At 73.3% G+C, this 18,561-nt stretch carries 11 protein-coding genes; 4 read left to right on the forward strand and 7 right to left on the reverse strand.

Annotated elements, in window-relative coordinates:
• Positions 1–10: 10 nt before the first annotated feature.
• Genes JWP64_RS14000 through JWP64_RS14015 form a run of 4 tightly spaced genes read left to right on the forward strand, consistent with a single transcriptional unit; the run spans position 11 to position 5,130 of the window.
• On the forward strand, positions 11–2,128 hold the full coding sequence (locus tag JWP64_RS14000) for a prolyl oligopeptidase family serine peptidase (RefSeq protein WP_297496441.1): 2,118 nt from the start codon (positions 11–13) through the stop codon (positions 2,126–2,128).
• Positions 2,125–3,150 (forward strand): mechanosensitive ion channel family protein, encoded by a 1,026-nt coding sequence (locus JWP64_RS14005; RefSeq protein ID WP_297496443.1) that lies wholly within the window; start codon positions 2,125–2,127, stop codon positions 3,148–3,150. Before JWP64_RS14000 ends, JWP64_RS14005 begins: the two co-directional genes overlap by 4 nt.
• Positions 3,151–3,168: 18 nt before the next feature.
• The gene (locus tag JWP64_RS14010; protein ID WP_297496445.1) at positions 3,169–3,552 is read left to right on the forward strand and encodes a globin; all 384 of its coding nucleotides are present in this window, start codon (positions 3,169–3,171) and stop codon (positions 3,550–3,552) included.
• A 39-nt stretch (positions 3,553–3,591) separates the two neighbouring features.
• Entirely contained in the window at positions 3,592–5,130 is a 1,539-nt protein-coding gene (locus JWP64_RS14015) for a glycoside hydrolase family 13 protein (RefSeq protein ID WP_297496447.1), read from the forward strand.
• A 20-nt stretch (positions 5,131–5,150) separates the two neighbouring features.
• On the opposite strand, the gene JWP64_RS14020 is transcribed toward JWP64_RS14015, so the two are convergent.
• The 7 genes from JWP64_RS14020 to ssb all read right to left on the reverse strand — a co-directional run bounded on the left by JWP64_RS14020 (position 5,151) and on the right by ssb (position 18,252).
• Positions 5,151–5,795, reverse strand: a complete 645-nt coding sequence (locus tag JWP64_RS14020) for a hypothetical protein (RefSeq protein WP_297496465.1) — start codon at positions 5,793–5,795, stop codon at positions 5,151–5,153.
• Between the two features lie 2 nt (positions 5,796–5,797).
• Positions 5,798–6,232: a thioesterase family protein gene (locus JWP64_RS14025; protein WP_297496449.1), complete on the reverse strand. Its 435-nt coding sequence runs from the start codon at positions 6,230–6,232 to the stop codon at positions 5,798–5,800.
• A 23-nt stretch (positions 6,233–6,255) separates the two neighbouring features.
• The gene (locus JWP64_RS14030; RefSeq protein WP_297496450.1) at positions 6,256–6,924 is read right to left on the reverse strand and encodes an alpha/beta hydrolase; all 669 of its coding nucleotides are present in this window, start codon (positions 6,922–6,924) and stop codon (positions 6,256–6,258) included.
• 47 nt (positions 6,925–6,971) lie between these two features.
• Positions 6,972–11,747 carry an NAD-glutamate dehydrogenase gene (locus tag JWP64_RS14035; protein ID WP_297496452.1) on the reverse strand — a complete coding sequence of 1,592 codons (4,776 nt, stop codon included), beginning with the start codon at positions 11,745–11,747 and terminating at the stop codon, positions 6,972–6,974.
• A 115-nt stretch (positions 11,748–11,862) separates the two neighbouring features.
• Positions 11,863–15,888 carry a hypothetical protein gene (locus tag JWP64_RS14040; protein ID WP_297496453.1) on the reverse strand — a complete coding sequence of 1,342 codons (4,026 nt, stop codon included), beginning with the start codon at positions 15,886–15,888 and terminating at the stop codon, positions 11,863–11,865.
• A gap of 81 nt (positions 15,889–15,969) precedes the next feature.
• Positions 15,970–17,646, reverse strand: coding sequence for an energy-dependent translational throttle protein EttA (gene ettA / locus JWP64_RS14045; RefSeq protein WP_297496455.1), 1,677 nt, complete (start codon positions 17,644–17,646; stop codon positions 15,970–15,972).
• A gap of 24 nt (positions 17,647–17,670) precedes the next feature.
• Positions 17,671–18,252 (reverse strand): single-stranded DNA-binding protein, encoded by a 582-nt coding sequence (ssb, locus tag JWP64_RS14050; protein WP_297496457.1) that lies wholly within the window; start codon positions 18,250–18,252, stop codon positions 17,671–17,673.
• Positions 18,253–18,561 lie beyond the last annotated feature (309 nt).

An 18,561-nucleotide genomic window follows, 5' to 3' on the forward strand; every position in this document is an offset into this window, starting at 1 on the left:
CTCCCGACGCGTGAGCACGCCCGAACGGACCCGGCCCTACCCGGGCGCAGAACGGCTCGATCTCGTCGAGGAGCTGCACGGGCACCGCGTCGCCGATCCGTACCGCTGGCTCGAGGACCCCGAGGACCCGCGCACCCGCGAGTGGTCGGCCGCGCAGGACGAACTGGCCCGCGGCCTGCTCGACGCCCTCCCCGGCCGGGACGTCCTGGACGCCCGGCTGCGCGCCCTGCTCTCCGCCGGGTCGATCTCGGTGCCGCTCTGGCGCGCCGGCCGGGCGTTCTTCTCCCGCCGCGAGCCGGGCCAGGAGCACGCGGTGATCTACACGCGCAGCCCGGACGGGGTCGAGAAGGCGCTGCTGGACCCGATGGTGCTGGACCCCACCGGGCTCACCACGCTGGACAGCTGGGTGCCGGACCTCGAGGGCCGTCGGGTCGCCTACCAGGTCTCCGCGGGCGGCGACGAGCAGTCCGTGCTGTACGTCCTGGACGTCGAGTCCGGTGAGCTCGTCGACGGCCCGATCGACCGCTGCCGCTACTCCGCGGTGGCCTGGATGCCGGGCGGGGACGAGTTCTTCTTCGTCCGCAAGGTCGCCCCGGGCGAGATGGGCGAGGGCCAGGACGACTTCCACCGCCGGATCTGGCGGCACCGCGGCGGCGCCCCGACGGAGCAGGACTCGCTGGTCACGGGCCCGGGGCTCTACGAGGACCATACCTACTACGGCGTCCGGGTCTCCCGGGACGGCCGGTGGCTGATCGTCAGCGCGAACATCGGCACGGCCCGCCGGGACAGCCTGTGGATCACCGAGCTGGGCGCCGGCAGGACCCCGGAGCTGACGACAATCCTCACCCAGGCCGACGACGTCCGCGCCGTCGCCTGGGTCGACCGCGACGACCGCCTCTACCTGCACACCACCGACGGCGCCCCGCGCTGGAAGCTCGCCGTCACCGACCCCCGCACCCCCGGCCGCGAGCACTGGCGGGACCTCGTCGGCGAGGACCCGGAGTCCGTCCTGGAGGGCGTGCGCTGGTTCGAGCCGGCGCCGGGGAGCGGGCAGGAACCGCAGCTCGTGCTCGCCCGCGCGCGGCACGCCGTCGCGGAGCTGGCTCTGCACGACATCGATGGGACGCCCCGGGGCACCGTGCCGCTCCCCGGCACCGGCTCGCTGACCGGGCTGACGGTGCCGGACCGGGACACCCCGGAACGCGACGGCTCGCTCTGGATCGGCTGGACGGACCTGGTCACGCCGCCGCAGGTGCACCGCTACGACCGCGTGACCGGGGAGACGGTCCTGGAGAGCACCGCGCCCGGGGACGTGACCGTCCCGGACGTGCGCACCGAGCAGTGCGAGTTCACCTCCCGGGACGGCACCACCGTCCGGATGTTCGTCGTCACGCCGGCCACCGGCGACGGCCCGTGGCCGGCGATGGTGACCGGCTACGGGGGGTTCGGGATCAGCCGCGAGCCGGCGTACACGTCGTCGGCCCTGGCCTGGGTCGCCGCGGGTGGCGCGTACGCGCTGGTCAGCCTCCGGGGTGGCGGCGAGGAGGGCGAGGAGTGGCACCGCGCGGGGAACCGCGGGCGGAAGCAGAACGTCTTCGACGACTTCCACGCCGCCGCGGAGTCCCTGATCGCCTCGGGCACGACGACGGCCGGGCAGCTCGGGATCTCCGGCGGCTCCAACGGCGGTCTCCTCGTCGGCGCGGCACTCGTCCAGCGCCCGGACCTCTACCGCGCCGTGGTCTGCTCGGCGCCGCTGCTGGACATGGTGCGCTACGAGGAGTTCTCCCTCGGCCGCACCTGGAACGACGAGTACGGCACGGCCGCGGACGCCGACGAGCTCGGCTGGCTGCTCTCCTACTCGCCCTACCACCACGTGCACGACGGCACCGAGTACCCCGCGGTGCTGTTCACCGTGTTCGAGTCGGACTCCCGGGTGGACCCGCTGCACGCCCGCAAGATGTGCGCGGCGCTGCAGGACGCCACCACGGGCGAGGTCACGACCCGTCCCGTCCTGTTCCGCCGCGAGACCGACGTCGGGCACGGTGCCCGCTCGATCTCCCGCAGCGTCGCGCTGTCGGTGGACACGCTCGCCTTCCTCGCCGCCCACACCGGTCTGGAGCTCGCATGACCCGCACAACCCCGATCCCGGCGATCATCCCCGACGCGGTGCAGACCGCCCTCGCCGAACCCCCCGCCTGCGCCGCCGCCCCCGGCAGCTGGTGCGCCCGCTTCTACCAGTGGACGAACAACGAGTCGCTGGCCAGCGCCGCGGACGCGGTCGTGACGCCCACCCTGCGGATCGTCCTCATCCTGGTCATCGCCCTGGGGGTCCGGCACCTGCTGCATCGCTCCATCACCCGCCTCGTCGCGGGCGCCACCAACGGGCACGTCACCAAGCTTCTGGGCCGCGCCCCGAAGCGGCTCCGGGCCGGGGCGAACCCGCTGGTCACCGCGCGGCGCGCGCAGCGGGCCCGGACGATCGGCTCGGTGCTGCGCTCGATCACGTCCGCGGTGGTGCTGCTGATCGCCGCGGTGATGATCCTCGCCGAGTTCGGGGTGGCCCTCGGGCCGATCCTGGCCTCGGCCGGGATCGTCGGCGTCGCCGTCGGCTTCGGCGCACAGAACCTGGTCCGGGACTTCCTGTCCGGCATGTTCATGCTGCTCGAGGACCAGTACGGCGTCGGGGACATCGTGGACCTGGGCGAGGCCAGCGGCGTCGTCGAGGCGGTCGGCCTGCGGATCACCACGGTGCGGGACCATCAGGGCACGGTCTGGTACGTCCGCAACGGCGAGATCCTGCGCGTCGGCAACAAGTCGCAGGGCTATGCGGTCGCCGTCGTCGACCTGCCGCTGGCGCACACCGCGGACATGACGCAGGCGGCCGAACTGGCCGGCCGAATCGCCGCGAGCCGGGTCGAGGGTGAGGACATCAAGGACGACGTGCTCGAGCCGCCGGAGGTCCTGGGCGTCGAGAAGGTGACCGCGGAGGGTGTCACGCTGCGGCTGACCGTCAAGGTCAACCCGGGCAGGCAGTTCGCCGTGCAGCGCGCGCTGAACGCCGCCATCACCGACGAGTTCGACGAGCACGACATGCCGCGGCCCGGGCCGTTCGCCACCCGTGGCGCGGCCGACGGTGCCGTGCCGAGCTGAGCCGGGGAGACTGTAGGAGTGAGCGCACCCCAGAACTTCTATGCCGAGGTGGGCGGTGAGAAGGTCTTCCACCAGATCGTCCACCGCTTCTACGAACAGGTCGCCGTCGACGAGATCCTCCGGCCGCTGTATCCGGAGGAGGACCTGGGCCCCGCCGAGGACCGGCTCCGGATGTTCCTGGAGCAGTACTGGGGCGGCCCACGCACCTATTCGGAGCAGCGCGGGCACCCCCGGCTGCGCATGCGGCACTTCCCGTTCACGGTCGGACCGCTCCAGCGGGACGCGTGGCTGCGGTGCATGCGGATCGCCGTCGACGAGGCGGAGCTCGACGATCCGCACCGTGCGCAACTGTGGAACTACCTGGAGTACGCGGCCGCGAGCATGGTCAACTCACAGGTCTAAAAGGCGGGATTCCGGCTGCGGATTTGGCAGGATGATCGTGTGCGGTGGTGGCAGGAGGCGGTCGTCTACGAGGTCTACGTCCGTAGCTTCGCCGACTCCGACGGCGACGGGGTGGGCGATCTCGACGGCGTCCGGGGCCGGCTCGGCTATCTGGAGCTCCTCGGCGTCGACGCGCTCTGGCTGACCCCGTTCTACCGCTCCCCCATGGTCGACCACGGCTACGACGTGGCCGACCCCCGGGACGTCGACCCGCTGTTCGGGGACCTGGAGTCGTTCGACGCCCTGCTCGCCGAGGCGCACCGGTACGGCATGCGGGTGGTCGTGGACCTGGTCGGCAACCACACGTCGACCGAGCACGAATGGTTCCGCGGGGCGGTCGAGTCTGCGCCGGGCAGCCCCGAGCGGGCCCGCTACCACTTCCGGCCGGGCCGCGGCCGGAACGGGGCCGAGCCGCCGAACAACTGGCGCAGCGTCTTCGGCGGTCCGGCGTGGACCCACGTCCCGGGCCCCGGGGGCGAGCCCGGCGAGTGGTACATGCACCTCTTCACCGCCGACCAGCCGGACCTCGACTGGACCAACCCCGAGGTCTGGGCGGACACGGAGAAGACGATCCGGTTCTGGGCGGACCGCGGGGTCGACGGGTTCCGGATCGACGTCGCCCACGGGATGGCCAAGCCGGAGACCCTGCCGGACGACCTGCGCCAGCCCGGCTGGACGCCGCTCGGGGACCGGGACAACGACCCCCGCTTCGACGATCCGGGCGTCCACGACGTGCACCGGATGATCCGCGCCGTGCTGGACCACTACCCCGGCCGGATGGCCGTCGGCGAGGTGCTGGTCGGCGACGACGAGGCGTTCGCCCGGTACGTGCGCCCGGACGAGCTGCACCAGGCGTTCGGCTTCCGGCTGCTGCACGCGCCGTTCGAGGCCGACGCCGTCCGGGCCGCGATCGACCGCACCCTCGCGACCTTCGCGGGCGTCGGGGCGGAGCCCACCTGGACGCTCGCGAACCACGACGTCCCGCGGGCGGTGACCCGCTACGGCGGCGGTGACGTCGGCACCGCGCGGGCCCGGGCGATGGCACTGGTCGTGCTGGCCCTGCCCGGCTCGGTGTACCTGTACGAGGGCGAGGAGCTGGGCCTGCCGGACGTCGTGCTGGTGGACGAGGCGCTGCAGGACCCCTCGGGCCGCGGCCGCGACGGGTGCCGGGTCCCCATGCCCTGGGACGACGAGCCCCCCGGGTTCGGCTTCACCACCGGCGCCCCGTGGCTGCCGATGCCGCAGGAGTACGGCCGGCTCACCGTGGCGGCGCAGCTGGAGGACGTGAACTCGACGCTCTCGCTCTACCGGCGCGCCCTGGAGCTGCGGGCGAACCATCCGGGCTTCGCCGGCGACGCCGTGGAGTGGTACGGCGCCCCGCCCGGCTGCTTCGCCTTCCGCCGCAGCGGCTCGACTCTGGTCTGCGCCCTCAACGCCTCGTCGGCCCCGGTGCCGCTGCCTCCGGGGGACGTCCTGCTCACGAGCGTGCCGCTGGTGGACGGGGAGCTCCCGCCGAACGCGGCGGCCTGGCTCACCTGATCCGGCCCCTGTGGCAGGGGCTACGTGAACAGGGGCAGGCTCATGATCCGCCGCCGGACGACCGCGCCGTAGCGGGCGTCCAGGCGCATCCACGAGCCGGTCGCCGAGATCCGCACCACCGGGGTCTCCCCTGCAAGGCCGGCCCCGGTGTCCGCGCCCCCGAGGAACCCCATCCCGGACAGCGCGAACAGCGCCCGCATCGGCACCTTGACCCCGCCCCGCGCCCCGGAGCCGGTCACCGTCAGCACCGTCTGGTCCAGCAGGGACGACGGCGGCCCGTGGGCGCTGCCGTGCTCCCGGGCAAGCGCCAGCCCCCGTTCGGTGAGCCGCTCCAGCTCGGCGGCCGGTACGTCGTCGACGAGCGCCCAGCCCCCGTCCGGCGGCAGCTCCCCCGCCCACAGCCCGAACCCGGGGCCCGGGTCGATCTCCTCGGACCGGTCCACCGCCAGGGCGGTGAGCAGCGCGGCCGCGTCGACCGTGACGTCGTCCGGCTCCATGACGCCCGCGACGGAGCGGGTGGCCAGGACGTCGAACGGGGTCGCGGCCCAGGCCGTCACCCGTTCCGCCGACGCCCGGAGCCTCACGTGGGCGGTCTGGTCGAGCCGGACCACGCGTGCGGTGAACGCGCCGAGGTCGTCCCGCTCGGACGGGTCGGCCAGCCGCAGGGTCACGACGCGACCGCCGGGGAGTCCGCCCAGCGCTGCAGGAACGCACGCTCGTCCGGGCTCAGCCGGCGCGGGCGCTGCGCGTCGAGGTCGACCATCGCCATCCGCGTCGCGCCGACGGCCGCCACCGGGGACTCCTCGTCCGGCCCCTCGTGCAGGTCGTAGTCGATCGTGAACGAGGCCGCGCGCAGTTGGCGCACCGCCATCGTCACCCGCAGCGGTTCCGCCCGGTACGGGATCTGCCGCCGGTAGTCGACCTCGAGGCCCGCGACCAGCAGGCCGCCGCCGAAGGTGCCGACCCCCGCCGCGGACGCCACGGTGAACAGCAGCCCGATCCGGGCCTCCTCGAGGAGCGTGACCGTCCGGGCGTGGTTGACGTGGCGGTAGGAGTCCTGATCGGTCCAGCGCAGGGGGACGTGCGCGACGTAGCGAGCCACGCCGCAAGCCTCTCAAACCGCGGTTACCCGCCGGTCGCCAGGCCCAGCAGGACGTCCGTGAACTCCACCGGCCGGCTCAGCGCCATCAGGTGCCCGCCCGGGGCCTCGTGCAGCCCCAGGCCCAACCGCTCGCGCACGACGCGGCGCTGGAACTCCAGCGGGAACAACCGGTCGTCGACGCCCTGGATGACCGACGTGGGCACGTCCGGCCAGGCGTCCAGCGGCCAGGGCTGCGCGAACGAGAAGCCGGACTGCGGCTGGTCCCCGCCGGCCATCGCCTCGTCGGTCACGTCCTGCGGCACGTCGTGGAAGAAGTCCCCCGGCATCTCCAGGGGCCCGAAGCCGGCCTCCTTGCGCGCCTGTTCCTGCTCGGTCGCACCCCACCACTCCCCCGGGGTCTCGCCGGGGGCCGGCACCATCGGGTTGGCCAGGACCAGCCGGCGGGCCGGGATCCGCGCACAGACCAGGGGCCCGGTGAAGGCCCCCATCGACTGCGCGACGACGACCGGTTCGCTCCGGTCGCCGAGCGCCACCAGCGATGCCTCGGCGTACTCGGGCCAACCGGCCGTCTCGTCCGCCGCAGGGAGGTCGACGGCGATCGGGTCGTGGCCGCGGCGGCTCAGCTCGGCGCTCACGAGGTGCCAGTACCAGGCGGCACCGCCGGCACCGGGGATCAGCAGGAAGGTGGTCACCCTTCTCCGACTCCCCGGGGCGCCGTGACTCATCGGCCGACTCTCATCTATCGGGCGAGCCCCCGCAGCTGCCGGGACACCACCGAGAGCGTGGCCAGGTCCAGCTGCCCCGCGCTCGCGATCTCCTGCAGCGCGGCCCGTGCCCGGACCAGCTTCGACGCGTTCGCCCGCTCCCACTGGGTGATGGCCTCCCGGACCGGCGTCCCGGGTGCGGCCTCGCGCAGCGCGTCGAGGGTGATCGAGCGCAGCGAGCCGTAGAGGTCGTCCCGCAGCGCCAGCCGGGCGAGCTGGTGCCAGCGGTCCCCGCGCGGCAGCGCGCTGACCGAGGTCTGCGCGACGTCGACGCCGAGATGGTCCGAGAGCGCGTAGTAGAGCGTCGCGACCTCGAAGGGGTCCCGCGGCTCGCCGTCCCGCTCGGACAGCTCGATCAGCTCGACGACGTCCAGCAGCGCGTAGCTGTGCAGCGCCGTGGTCGAGCGGGTCGCGAGCGCCTCCGGCACGCCTTCGGCGACCAACGCCTCGATCCGCGCGGCGACCTGTTCCCGCTCGCGGCCGACGAGCAGTTCCGGCAGCCGCTCCCGCAGCGCCCGGACCATCGTGGCGAACCGGGCGGTCTCGGCGCCGACGGCGAGCGGCTGCGGCCGGTTGGCCAGGAACCAGCGCGACGCGCGGTCCAGCAGCCGGCGGGACTCCATCACGATCCGGTCCGCGAGGACCACCGGCAGGCCGGCCGAGCGTGCCTCGTCCCAGAGCTGGTGCAGGTCGAACACGCTCGTCGTGGCGGCGTAGGCGCGCACCGCGTCCGACGGGCCCGCGGAGGTCTCCTCGCCGAGCCGGAACGCGTACGTCAGGCCCCCGCCGTCGACCATCTCGTTGACCAGCAGCGTCCCGACGATCTCCCGGCGCAGCGGATGCCGCGAGATCGCGTCGGCGAACCGCGTGCGGAGCGGCCGCGGGAAGTACTCGGCGAGCCGGGCGGCGAACGCCGCCGCGTCCGGCAGCTCCGTGTCCAGCAGGCGGCGCGTCAGGTCCAGCTTGGTGTGAGCCAGTAGCGTCGAGAGCTCGGGGCTGCTCAGGCCCTCACCGGCCGCCTCGAGGGCGGCGAACCCGGCCGGGTCAGGCAGTACCTCCAGGGCACGGACGAGCCCGGTGCGGTCCTCCAGGTCCGTGACGAGCCGGCTGTGCACGTTGGCCATCTCGCCGGCGTGCGAGCGCCCGACACCCAGCACCGCGTTCTGGTCCACGTTGTCCTGCAGGACGAGTGCGGACACCTCGTCCGTCATCTCGACGAGCAGGGCGTTGCGGTCCTCGCGGCCGAGCTCCCCCGCCGCGACGAGCCGGTCCAGCAGGATCTTGATGTTGACCTCGTGGTCCGAGCAGTCCACGCCGGCCGAGTTGTCGATGGCGTCGGTGTTGACCCGGCCGCCCGCGCGGGCGAACTCGATGCGCCCGCGCTGGGTGAGGCCGAGGTTGCCGCCCTCGCCGACGACCTTGACGCGCAGCTCCCGCCCGTCGACGCGGATGGCGTCGTTGGCCTTGTCGCCCGCGGCCACGTGGGTCTCGGTGCTCGCCTTGACGTAGGTCCCGATGCCGCCGTTCCACAGCAGGTCCGCGGGGGAGAGCAGGATGGCGTGGATCAGCTCCGGCGGGCTCAGCTTCGTGACGTGCGCGGGCAGGCCGAGTGCCTCCCGCATCTCCGGCCCGACCGGGACGGACTTCGCGGTGCGCGGCCACACGCCACCACCGGGGCTGATCGCGGAGCGGTCGTAGTCGTCCCAGGACGACCGGGGCAGCGCGAACAGCCGGGAGCGCTCGGCGAAGCCGCGGGCGGCGTCCGGCGTCGGGTCCACGAAGACGTGGCGGTGGTCGAACGCCGCGACGAGCCGGATGTGCTCGGACAGCAGCATCCCGTTGCCGAAGACGTCACCGGACATGTCGCCGACGCCGACGACCGTGAACTCCTGGCTCTGCGTGTCCACGCCGAGCTCGAGGAAGTGCCGCTTCACGCTCTCCCAGGCACCCTTGGCCGTGATGCCCATGGCCTTGTGGTCGTAGCCGACCGAGCCGCCGGAGGCGAACGCGTCGCCGAGCCAGAAGTCGTAGGACGCCGCGACCTCGTTGGCCACGTCGGAGAACTTCGCGGTGCCCTTGTCGGCCGCGACGACGAGGTAGGAGTCGTCCCCGTCGTGCCGCACGACGTCCGGCGGCGGCACGGTCTCCCCGCCCACGAGGTTGTCCGTGACGTCGAGCAGACCGGAGATGAAGGTCCGGTAGCAGGCCTCGACCTCCGCCGGATCCGGCCGTGCGGTGCGCACGACGAACCCGCCCTTGGCGCCGACCGGCACGATCACGGCGTTCTTCACGGCCTGCGCCTTGACCAGGCCGAGGATCTCGGTGCGGAAGTCCTGCGGGCGGTCCGACCAGCGCAGACCCCCGCGCGCTACCGGCCCGAACCGCAGGTGCACGCCCTCGACGCGAGGCGAGTACACGAAGATCTCGAACCGCGGTCGCGGCGCCGGCATGTCCGGCACCGCGCTCGGGTCGATCTTGAAGGAGAAGAAGGGACGCTCGCGGAACCAGTTCGTCCGCAGCGTCGCGGTGATCATCGCGAGGTAGCCGCGCAGAATGCGGTCCGCGTCCAGGCCGGTGACCTCGTCGATCAGCGCGGTGACGCGGGTGAGCGCCTCCTCGTGCGCCTTCTCCCGGGTGTCCTCGGGGAGTGTCGGGTCGAACCGGGCGTGGAAAAGGGCGACCAGGGCACGGGCGACCTCGGGCTGGGCGACGAGCGTGTCCGCCATGTACTGCACGCCGAACGTGCTGCCGACCTGCCGGGAGTAGCGGGCGTAGGCGCGCAGGATCGCCGCCTCCCGCCAGTGCAGGCCCGCGCGCAGGACGAGCGCGCTGAACCGATCCGGCTCCGCGTCGCCGGACCAGGTGGCACGGAACGCCGCGCAGAAGTCGAGCTCGATGCGGTCAGGTGCGTAGACCGGATCGGCCCCCGCGGTGTCGGCGCGGAGGCCGAAGTCGTAGAGCCAGCACCGGCGGCCGTCCGGCAGTACGAACTCCGACGGGTGCTCGTCGACCACCTCGACGCCGAGGTACTGCAGCGTCGGCAGGATCCGGGTCAGCGTGACCGGCGCGTCGGCCAGGTAGAGGGTGAGCCGCAGGTCCGTGTCCGTGGCATCGCCGCCCGAGCCCCCGTGCCGGACCTCGCGGTGCAGCCGGACGTCGAAGCCCTTCTCGGGCAGGGTGAGCAGGCGGCGCAGGTCGTCGACCGCGCGGGCCGGCGGCACTGCCGCCTTGTAGGACTCGGGGATCCCGGCGAGCAGCCCGGGGACGGACACGACCTTGGTCCCGATCCGGTCGATCAGCCGGTCGTCCCAGGTGCGGGCGGCCTCGGTGAGCTCGTCCTGCAGGATTTGCGGGTCCACCTCCATGGCCGGGAGCGACGGGTCCGTCTGCACGGTGAAGTGGACGAGCGCGAGGTTGGCCTCGCTCACCCGCGCGGTGTAGTCCGAACCGGTTCCGCCGAGGTGGCGGGCCAGGACGTCCGCCATCGCCAGCCGGCTCGTCGTCGTGTAGCGGTCCCGCGGGAGGAAGACCAGGCAGGACACGAAGCGGCGGTACGGGTCCCGGCGCAGGAACACCCGCACCGCGCGCCGTCCCGCCATCGCGAGGACACCCGTCGCGACGTCGAGCAGGGTCTGCTCCGAGGAGCTGAACAGCTCCTCCCGCGGCAGTGTGGAGAGCACCTCCAGCATCTGCTGCCCAGAGTAGGAGTCCATCGGGTAGCCGGCGCGGCGGATCGCGCCGCGGACCCGCCGGGCGACGAGCGGGATGTCCAGCACGTTCTCGTGCAGCGCGGGGACGGTGAGCATGCCGAGGAAGCGGTGCTCGCCGGTGGCGTTGCCCTCGTGGTCGAACGTGCGGATGCCGACGTAGTACGGGAAGACCGGGCGGAGCACCCGGCTCGGGACGCTGGCCCGGGTGAGGATCAGCAGATCCGTCGCGCGGCTCTCACCGGTGTCCGGGGCGAAGGTGCGGGCGACGAGGCTGTCCCGGCGCAGCACCCCCAGGCCCGACGCGAGCTCGGGACGGAGTTCGGTGCGGTCCCCGTCCGCAGCGATGGTGTAGTGCCGGTAGCCGAGGAACGTGAAGTGGCCGTCGTCGCTGAGCCAGCGCAGGAACTGCGCGAGGTCGTCCCGCTCGGAGCCGGGGCCGGCCGTGACCCCGCGCGGCAGGAGTTCCTCGGCGAGCAGCTCGTCCGCCTGGTCCCGCATCCGCGCCAGCATCCGGTCGCCGTCCTCCACGACCTCCCGCACGTCGTGCAGGGTGCGCAGCAGCTCGTCCCGCAGCCGGTCGGGGGGCAGACCGTTCGTCGGCTGCAGGTCGAGGCGGATCCAGGACTCGACCAGCGAGTCCGCCGGCGGCGCGTCGGGGTCCGCCTCGCTGAGGATCTCGCGGATCTCGCCGGTGACGGTCCGGCGCACGACGACGATCGGGTGCAGCAGCCGGCGGGTCGTGCTGCCGGCGCGGCCGACGCCCGCGAGGACGGACTGGACCAGGAACGGCATGTCGTCCGTGACGATCTCGACGACGATCCCGCCGTCCGCCGCCCGGACCTCGACCAGGGGCTCCCCGGCGAGACGACGCTCGGCGACCGCGCGCTGCTCGCGCGCGACGGTCACGATGTCGGCGAGGGGAGCGACGTCGTCCGGGAGGCGCTCGGGTTCGGGTGCGTGCCGCGCGTACAGCCGGACGAGACGGGAACTCTCGTCGTCGGCCGACTCCGCGGCGGTCGTCTGCTCACGGGCTCGGCTCATCACACAGTGCTCCGGGGTACTACAGGGGGTGACAGAACCCCACCAACCCTAGCCCTACCGAGGGGCGCGGCGATGGCGGGGCGACGGCCCGTCGACGTGCCGTCGCCACGGGTTGTCAGAGCCCCCGGTAGGCGGCCAGGGCTCCGGCGAGCAGGTCACCGAGGCCGAGGTTCTCCCCGAAATCGGTGGGGTCGTCCGAGGTGGCGGGCGTGGCGCCGGGGCGCTCGCGGGTCGGGTCGCCGTCGGTGCCGTCCCGGTCGGTGCTGCTCCGGTCCACGCTGCCCTCGATCGTGCGGTCCTCCGTCCTGCGGCCCTCGGTCGTGCGGCTCGGGTCCGTCCGGGCCGCGTCCGTGCGGCTCTCGTCCGACCGGCTCCCGTTCGTGCGGCTCTCGTCCGTCCGGCTCCGGTCCGTCTGGTCGGTGTCTGTCCGGCTGCCCTCAGCGGGGACCGCGTCCGCCCGGCCGGCGTCCGCCCGGCCGGCAGCCGCGCCGCCGGCCTCCGCGCCGTTCCGAGCGCCGTCGTCTCCGGGACGCGGGCCGTCCGCCGGGAGGTCGGCGCGGTCCAGGCTGTCCGCGGAGACGTCCCACGACCGGCGGCGCCGGCGACCGCTCGTGGCGCCGTCCGCCGCAGGCTGCCGGGACCGGCGAATCGGTGTCGGTGCGCCCGTCGGGTCGGCCACGTCCGCCCCGCGTCGCGGACGCCCGGACTCGACGCTCTCCTCTTCGTCGCGATGCCGCCGCCCCCCGCTGCCGGGGCGGATCTCCAGATCGGAGATGTGGAACGAGCTGTCCTCGGCGCGACGGCGACGTGACCCGGCACGGGGAGTCACGGACCGTACGGCGCTCTCGACCGCCGTGTCCTCGGCATCGGAGTCCTCGCGCACAGCAGACCCCGGTCCGTGGCCGGCGGCCTCCCTGCGGGCACGCCGGCCGCTCGGCTCGTCGCCGTCGTGGCGCCCCCTGCGCGACGCGAGCCCCTCCGACCGCTCGCCGTCGGTCGCCTCGTCGCGGCGCCGGCGGCCCGCACCCGCTCGTCCCGACGTGTCACCGACGTCCGTGGCCGAACCGGACGGGTCGAGGACAGGTGTCTCCGCGACGGCGCCGCTGAGCTCCCGGTAGAGAAGGTCACCCAGCAGCGGCCCGCTCTCCTCCGCCGCGGAGCCCGAGAACTCGCTCGCGCCGAGGACGTAGCTCGCCGGCCCGAATGGATCGCTCGCAGCCGCCCGGCGTCTGGCCCGCCGACCGGGGGTGGTGGGCCGCGCATCGTCGCCCTCGGCCCGGGCGTCCTCGCTCGTCCGCCTCTGCTCGTCCGCCTGCCTGTCGTCGGCCGAGCCGCCGTCCGGCAGTCCGCCGTCTGTGAGGCCGCCGTCTGTGAGGCCGCCGACCCTGAGGCCGCCGGAGTCGTCCGCGGTGGCGTGCCGTCGTCGCGTGGGCTCGGCGGAGGCCACGATGTCCTGGATGAGTTGCACGCCGGCGCGGCCGTTCGTGCCGTGGACGCTGCCCCGCAACCGTGCCCCCGCCAGGCCGCGGGCCGGATCGACGTGGTCCGCGAGCTCGCGCAGCACAGGGTGCAACCACGCCGCGGTGGCGGCCCGCCCATGTCCGGGAAGCACGACGACCAGCTCGTCCGGCCCGTCGTCCCGCACGGCCGCGTGGACGGGCAGGTGCTCCCGGATCCGTTCGGTCAGTGCCCGCAGCGTTTCCTGCGCAGCCTGGGTACTCATCCGCTCGTCGCCCCGGACGAGGTCGACGACGACGGAACTGCCGAACGTCGCCCGGGTGAACTCCTCGCCGGCACCTGTGCCGCGGCCGTCCGGCTCGCGGTCGTCGACCTCGTCGTTCGTGTCGGCCGCGCCGCGGGAGCCGTGCCGGGCGGCAGAACCACCATCACCACGTGCGTCGTCTGCGCTGGTCAGGTCCTCGCTCCAGGCGCGGGCGCCCGACGTGGCGTGACGCGTTGCCCGCCCGCCCTTCGCGACCGGGACCTTGTCGGAGGTCTGCTCTGCGTCGACATGCTGGTCGGCGTCCGGAGCCGACGAGTGACGGGCCGCCTCCGCGGGCGTCGCGGCGGGTGCCGTTGCGTCCTGACCCGTCGGCTCGGCAGCCATGGGAGCCTGGCCTGGGCGGTCCTGAGCCGTGGTGCCGGGGGCGTCGTGGTTCTGAGCCGGCGGGTCCGGAGCGGCGCTGCCCGGGGCCGCGCTGTCCGAGGCCGCCGGCGACCCCCACACGCGATCGAGCTCGGCGATGGCCGCTCGGAGCCAGTCGTCGCTCGCGCCCTCCGCCGGGACGGAGGATCTCGCCTCCGTGGCGCTGTCGTCGCCCGTTGCCGCACTCCCTCCGGGTGTCCCGGTCGCCCGGTGCCCGTTGCGCTCGGAGCCTTCGGGCGCCGACGCGGACCGCCGGCCGGCCTCGGTCCCGTACCTCCGACGGCGCCCGGTGCCGGTGTCCGCCGGGCCTTCGCTGACCGCCTCGGAGTCTCTCGCGTCCTCGCTCGGTACGCGGAGGCCATCGCTGCCGATGCCGCCCATAGCGCCGCTCTCGGCCCGGGCGCTCTCGGCCCGGGTGCCCTCGGCCCGGGTGCCCTCGACACCCTTCCTCGCCGTGTCGCCGCCCCGCGTACCGCTGTCCTCAGCGCCACCCTTCGCGGAACCATTGCTCGGCGGGCCCTCGTCCGCCCGTCCCCGGCCGGCCAGGCCGCCGTTCACGTGGTGACCGTTCGTCAGGCCGTCGTGCGCCAGGAGGCCGTCCGCTCGAAGCTCGGCCGCGAGAGCGTCCCCGAGCGGCGAGCCCTTCAGCAGCTCGCGCAGCACGTCGCGTGCCTCACCCTCCGCGCCGGCCTCCGGAGCCGCGCGGCGGCGGCGCGGGGGGCGTGCCGGGACCTCGGCGGCCACCGGCTCCGACGCAGGGGCCGACGCCTGAGTGGGCGCGGACGTCTCTTCCCGATCTCCGGGCAAGGCTCCGTCGGCCGCCGACCCGGCCACGAGCCGTCGCTCATCGTCACCGGACGCGGCGCGGCGCCGTCCGCCCGTCCGCTTTGCCTGCACCTGGTCCAGCTGCGGTTCCCGACGGCTCGGAGCGGCCTCCCAGGAGTCCGGTGCGCCCAGGGTGGTGAGCAGCGCCCGGAAGCGGCGTCCTCGTTCCTGGTCCGTGCGCTCGGCCGCGACGCCCGCGCGCATCGATGCGAGCGCAGCCTCGACGTTCGCGGCCTGCTCCTCGAGCCCGGCGAGCGCGGTCCGGCATGCGGACACCAGCGACGGCGTGTCCGCGGCCGCCGCCATATCCGCCGCCTCGGCCAGCCCCCGCCGCGTGGAATCGACGTCTCCGGCAGTGGCCCGGGCGATCGAGAGCCGCAGCTGTGCGGCCTGCCGGCTGGGGATGCCACCGGTCCGCGCACCGCTGATCGACTCCGCGGCGGCCCGCGCCTCGTGGACGCGGTCGTGATCGAGCAGGGTGCCGATCCACTGGGCGCCGAGGGCGTCGGCCAGGTGCCCGCACAGGCTGACAGTGGCCTCCTCGGAGGGCAGCACACCGAGCTGCCGAAGGCCGTCGACGGCCGCCGAGACGGCGTCGTCGCATCTGCCGGCCGCCCGCTGTACCGCGGCCATGACCAGCGCGTATACCGCTGCGGGCCCCTGGCCGGGCAACCGCATCAAGGCCGTGCGTGCCCGCGCGAGCAGCTCGTCGACGCCTTTCGCCCCATCCGCCAGGGCACACCGTACGAGCACGACGAGCGCGTCCAGTTCCAGCTCGGCGGAACCGTCCGCCGCCTCCAGCGCAACGGAGGCGAGGGCGCGGGCGTCCGCCACGTCGCCGTTCTCCTGGGCGAGCCCGGCGAGCTCGACGCAGAGCCGCACGCCGTCCGACGTGATCAATGCTCCGCGCCGGGCCATGGTCCGCAACCGGTCCACGACGTCCGCCGCGGCCTCACGCCCGTCACCGGTCGCGGACCGGCCGTGGACGTACCACCCGGAGGCGGCGAGCCACAGCGGCCGGTCCCCCTCGACCAGGGATCGCTGAGCGACGTGCTCGGCGATCCCGGCCGTGAGGTCCGGTCGACTCCAGCGCAACGAGGCGGCGACGGGGAGGAGGGCACCTCCCGAGAACTCGTCGCCCGCCTCGCTCCGAATACCCGCGGTCGCCACGCAGCAGCCTCCCGTGTACCCCGTCGATCCGGGTCCGTCCGGCACCTCGCACGACCACCGCGTCACGCGGCGGTGTGGCCCTCAGTCGCGGGTGAGCTTACGGTGCGTGACACGGTGCGGTCGCGCGGCCTCCGCCCCGAGGCGTTCCACCTTGTTCTTCTCGTAGGACTCGAAGTTGCCCTCGAACCAGAACCAGGCCGCCGGGTTCTCGTCCGTGCCCTCCCACGCGAGGATGTGCGTGACGACGCGGTCCAGGAACCAGCGGTCGTGGGAGATCACGACCGCGCAGCCCGGGAACTGCTCGAGCGCGTTCTCCAGCGACCCCAGCGTCTCGACGTCCAGGTCGTTCGTCGGCTCGTCGAGCAGGATCAGGTTCCCGCCCTGCTTGAGCGTGAGCGCGAGGTTCAGCCGGTTCCGCTCACCACCGGAGAGGACTCCCGCCGGCTTCTGCTGGTCCGGGCCCTTGAACCCGAACGCCGCCACGTAGGCCCGGGACGGCATCTCCGTCTGGCCGACCTGGATGTAGTCCAGCCCGTCCGAGACGACCTCCCAGACGTTCTTCTTGGGGTCGATGCCGGCACGGTTCTGATCGACGTAGGACAGGTGAACCGTGTCCCCGACCTTCACCATCCCCGAGTCCGGCTGCTCGAGCCCGACGATCGTCTTGAACAGCGTCGTCTTCCCCACGCCGTTCGGGCCGATCACGCCGACGATGCCGTTACGCGGCAGGGTGAAGGACAGGTCCTTGATCAGCTGACGCCCGTCGAAGCCCTTGTCCAGGTGTGCGACGTCGACGACGGTGCTGCCCAGGCGCGGACCCGGCGGGATCTGGATCTCCTCGAAGTCCAGCTTCCGGGTGCGGTCCGCCTCCGCCGCCATCTCCTCGTACCGGTCGAGCCGCGAACGGCTCTTCGCCTGCCGGGCCTTCGGGTTCGAGCGGACCCAGGCCAGCTCCTCCTTGAGGCGCTTCTGCAGCTTGGCGTCCTTCTTGCCCTGGACGGCGAGCCGCTCCCCCTTCTTCTCCAGGTACGTCGAGTAGTTGCCCTCGTACGGGAAGGTCCGGCCGCGGTCCAGCTCGAGGATCCACTGCGCCACGTTGTCGAGGAAGTACCGGTCGTGGGTGACCGCGAGGACAGCGCCGGGGTAGCTGCTGAGGAACTGCTCGAGCCACAGGACGCTCTCCGCGTCCAGGTGGTTCGTCGGCTCGTCGAGCAGCAGCAGGTCCGGCCGGGAGAGCAGCAGCTTGCAGAGCGCCACACGGCGCCGCTCACCACCGGAGAGGAGCTTGACGTCGGCGTCTCCCGGCGGGCAGCGCAGGGCGTCCATCGCCTGCTCGAGCTGCGAGCCGAGGTCCCACGCGTCCGCGTGGTCCAGCTCCTCCTGGAGCTGGCCCATCTCCTCCATCAGCGCGTCCGAGTAGTCCGTCGCCATCTGCTCGGCGATCGCCTCGTACCGGTCGAGCTTCTGCTTGATCTCTCCGACGCCCTCCTCCACGTTCCCGAGGACGGTCTTCTCCTCGTTCAGAGCGGGCTCCTGCTGCAGGATCCCGACCGTCGCCCCGGGCGCGAGGATGGCGTCGCCGTTGTTCGGTTGGTCCAGCCCCGCCATGATCTTCAGCACACTGGACTTACCGGCGCCGTTCGGCCCGACGACGCCGATCTTCGCCCCCGGATAGAAGCTGATCGACGCGTTCTCGAGGATGACCTTGTCGCCGTGCGCCTTGCGCACATTTCTCATGGTGTAGATGAACTCCGCCACGACGACGATGGTAGTTCGACCTGCTCAGGACCTTCCGGCCGGTACGCCCGCCTCGGCCAGGTCCGCCAGATCGTCCAGCCCGGCACGCTCATGGGCCTCGTCGAACGGCTCGTCGCCGTACTCGTCGAAGGGCTCCGATCGGTCCGGCATGCCGGTCACCGGCCGGAGCTCGACGAGGCCGTCTCGTTCCGGGACGTCCTGCGACGACCCGTCCTGGTGCTCTCCCGGGGTGGGAGGGACCTGGTCGCGCCTCATACGCGTGACGGCGGCGGTACAGCGGTTCAGGTCCGGCCCGACGGCCTCGGCCTCCATCTCCACCGAGAGACGGGTCTGGCCGTCCTTCTCGTACTCCCGCGTCTGCAGGCGCCCGTGGACGATGACGGGGTCGCCCTTCGCGAACGTCGCGAGGACGTTCTGGCCCAGCCTGCGCCAGCAGGTGACGGAGATGAAGGTCGTGGCGACCTCCGTCCACTCACCGGTCCGCCGGTCCAGCCGGCGATGGTTGTGCGCGATGCGGAAGCTCGCCAGCTCGGTGCCGTCGTTCAGGCGCTTCCGGCTCACGACGTTCGCGATGTTTCCCACCACGGTCGTCTTCATCTCGTTCATGTCCTTGCTCCGATCCGTCGTTCGTTGCGACGTATCGAGCATTGCCCGGATCGGGGCGGCCGAGGAGACCGATCGTGTTCCTGTGGATGCTTTCGTCGGGATGTGGACGAACGAGTCCCCGAGCGGCCGTCTTTGCCCAGACCGTCGGTGGCACGTGCCAGGATTGCCCGCCCTGCCGGCAGGGCGGGACGTGGCCGCTGCGGGTGAACCGTGAGCTCGCAGCTCTGCTGCGTCGTGACGGTTTCGCCTCGGTGGCGGACGCGGTGGGCGTCGACGCGCCGTAACCCCGGTCGGTCCCGGTGTTTTCTG

The sequence above is a fragment of the Pseudonocardia sp. genome (assembly GCF_025465255.1).
Lineage (GTDB): Bacteria > Actinomycetota > Actinomycetes > Mycobacteriales > Pseudonocardiaceae > Pseudonocardia.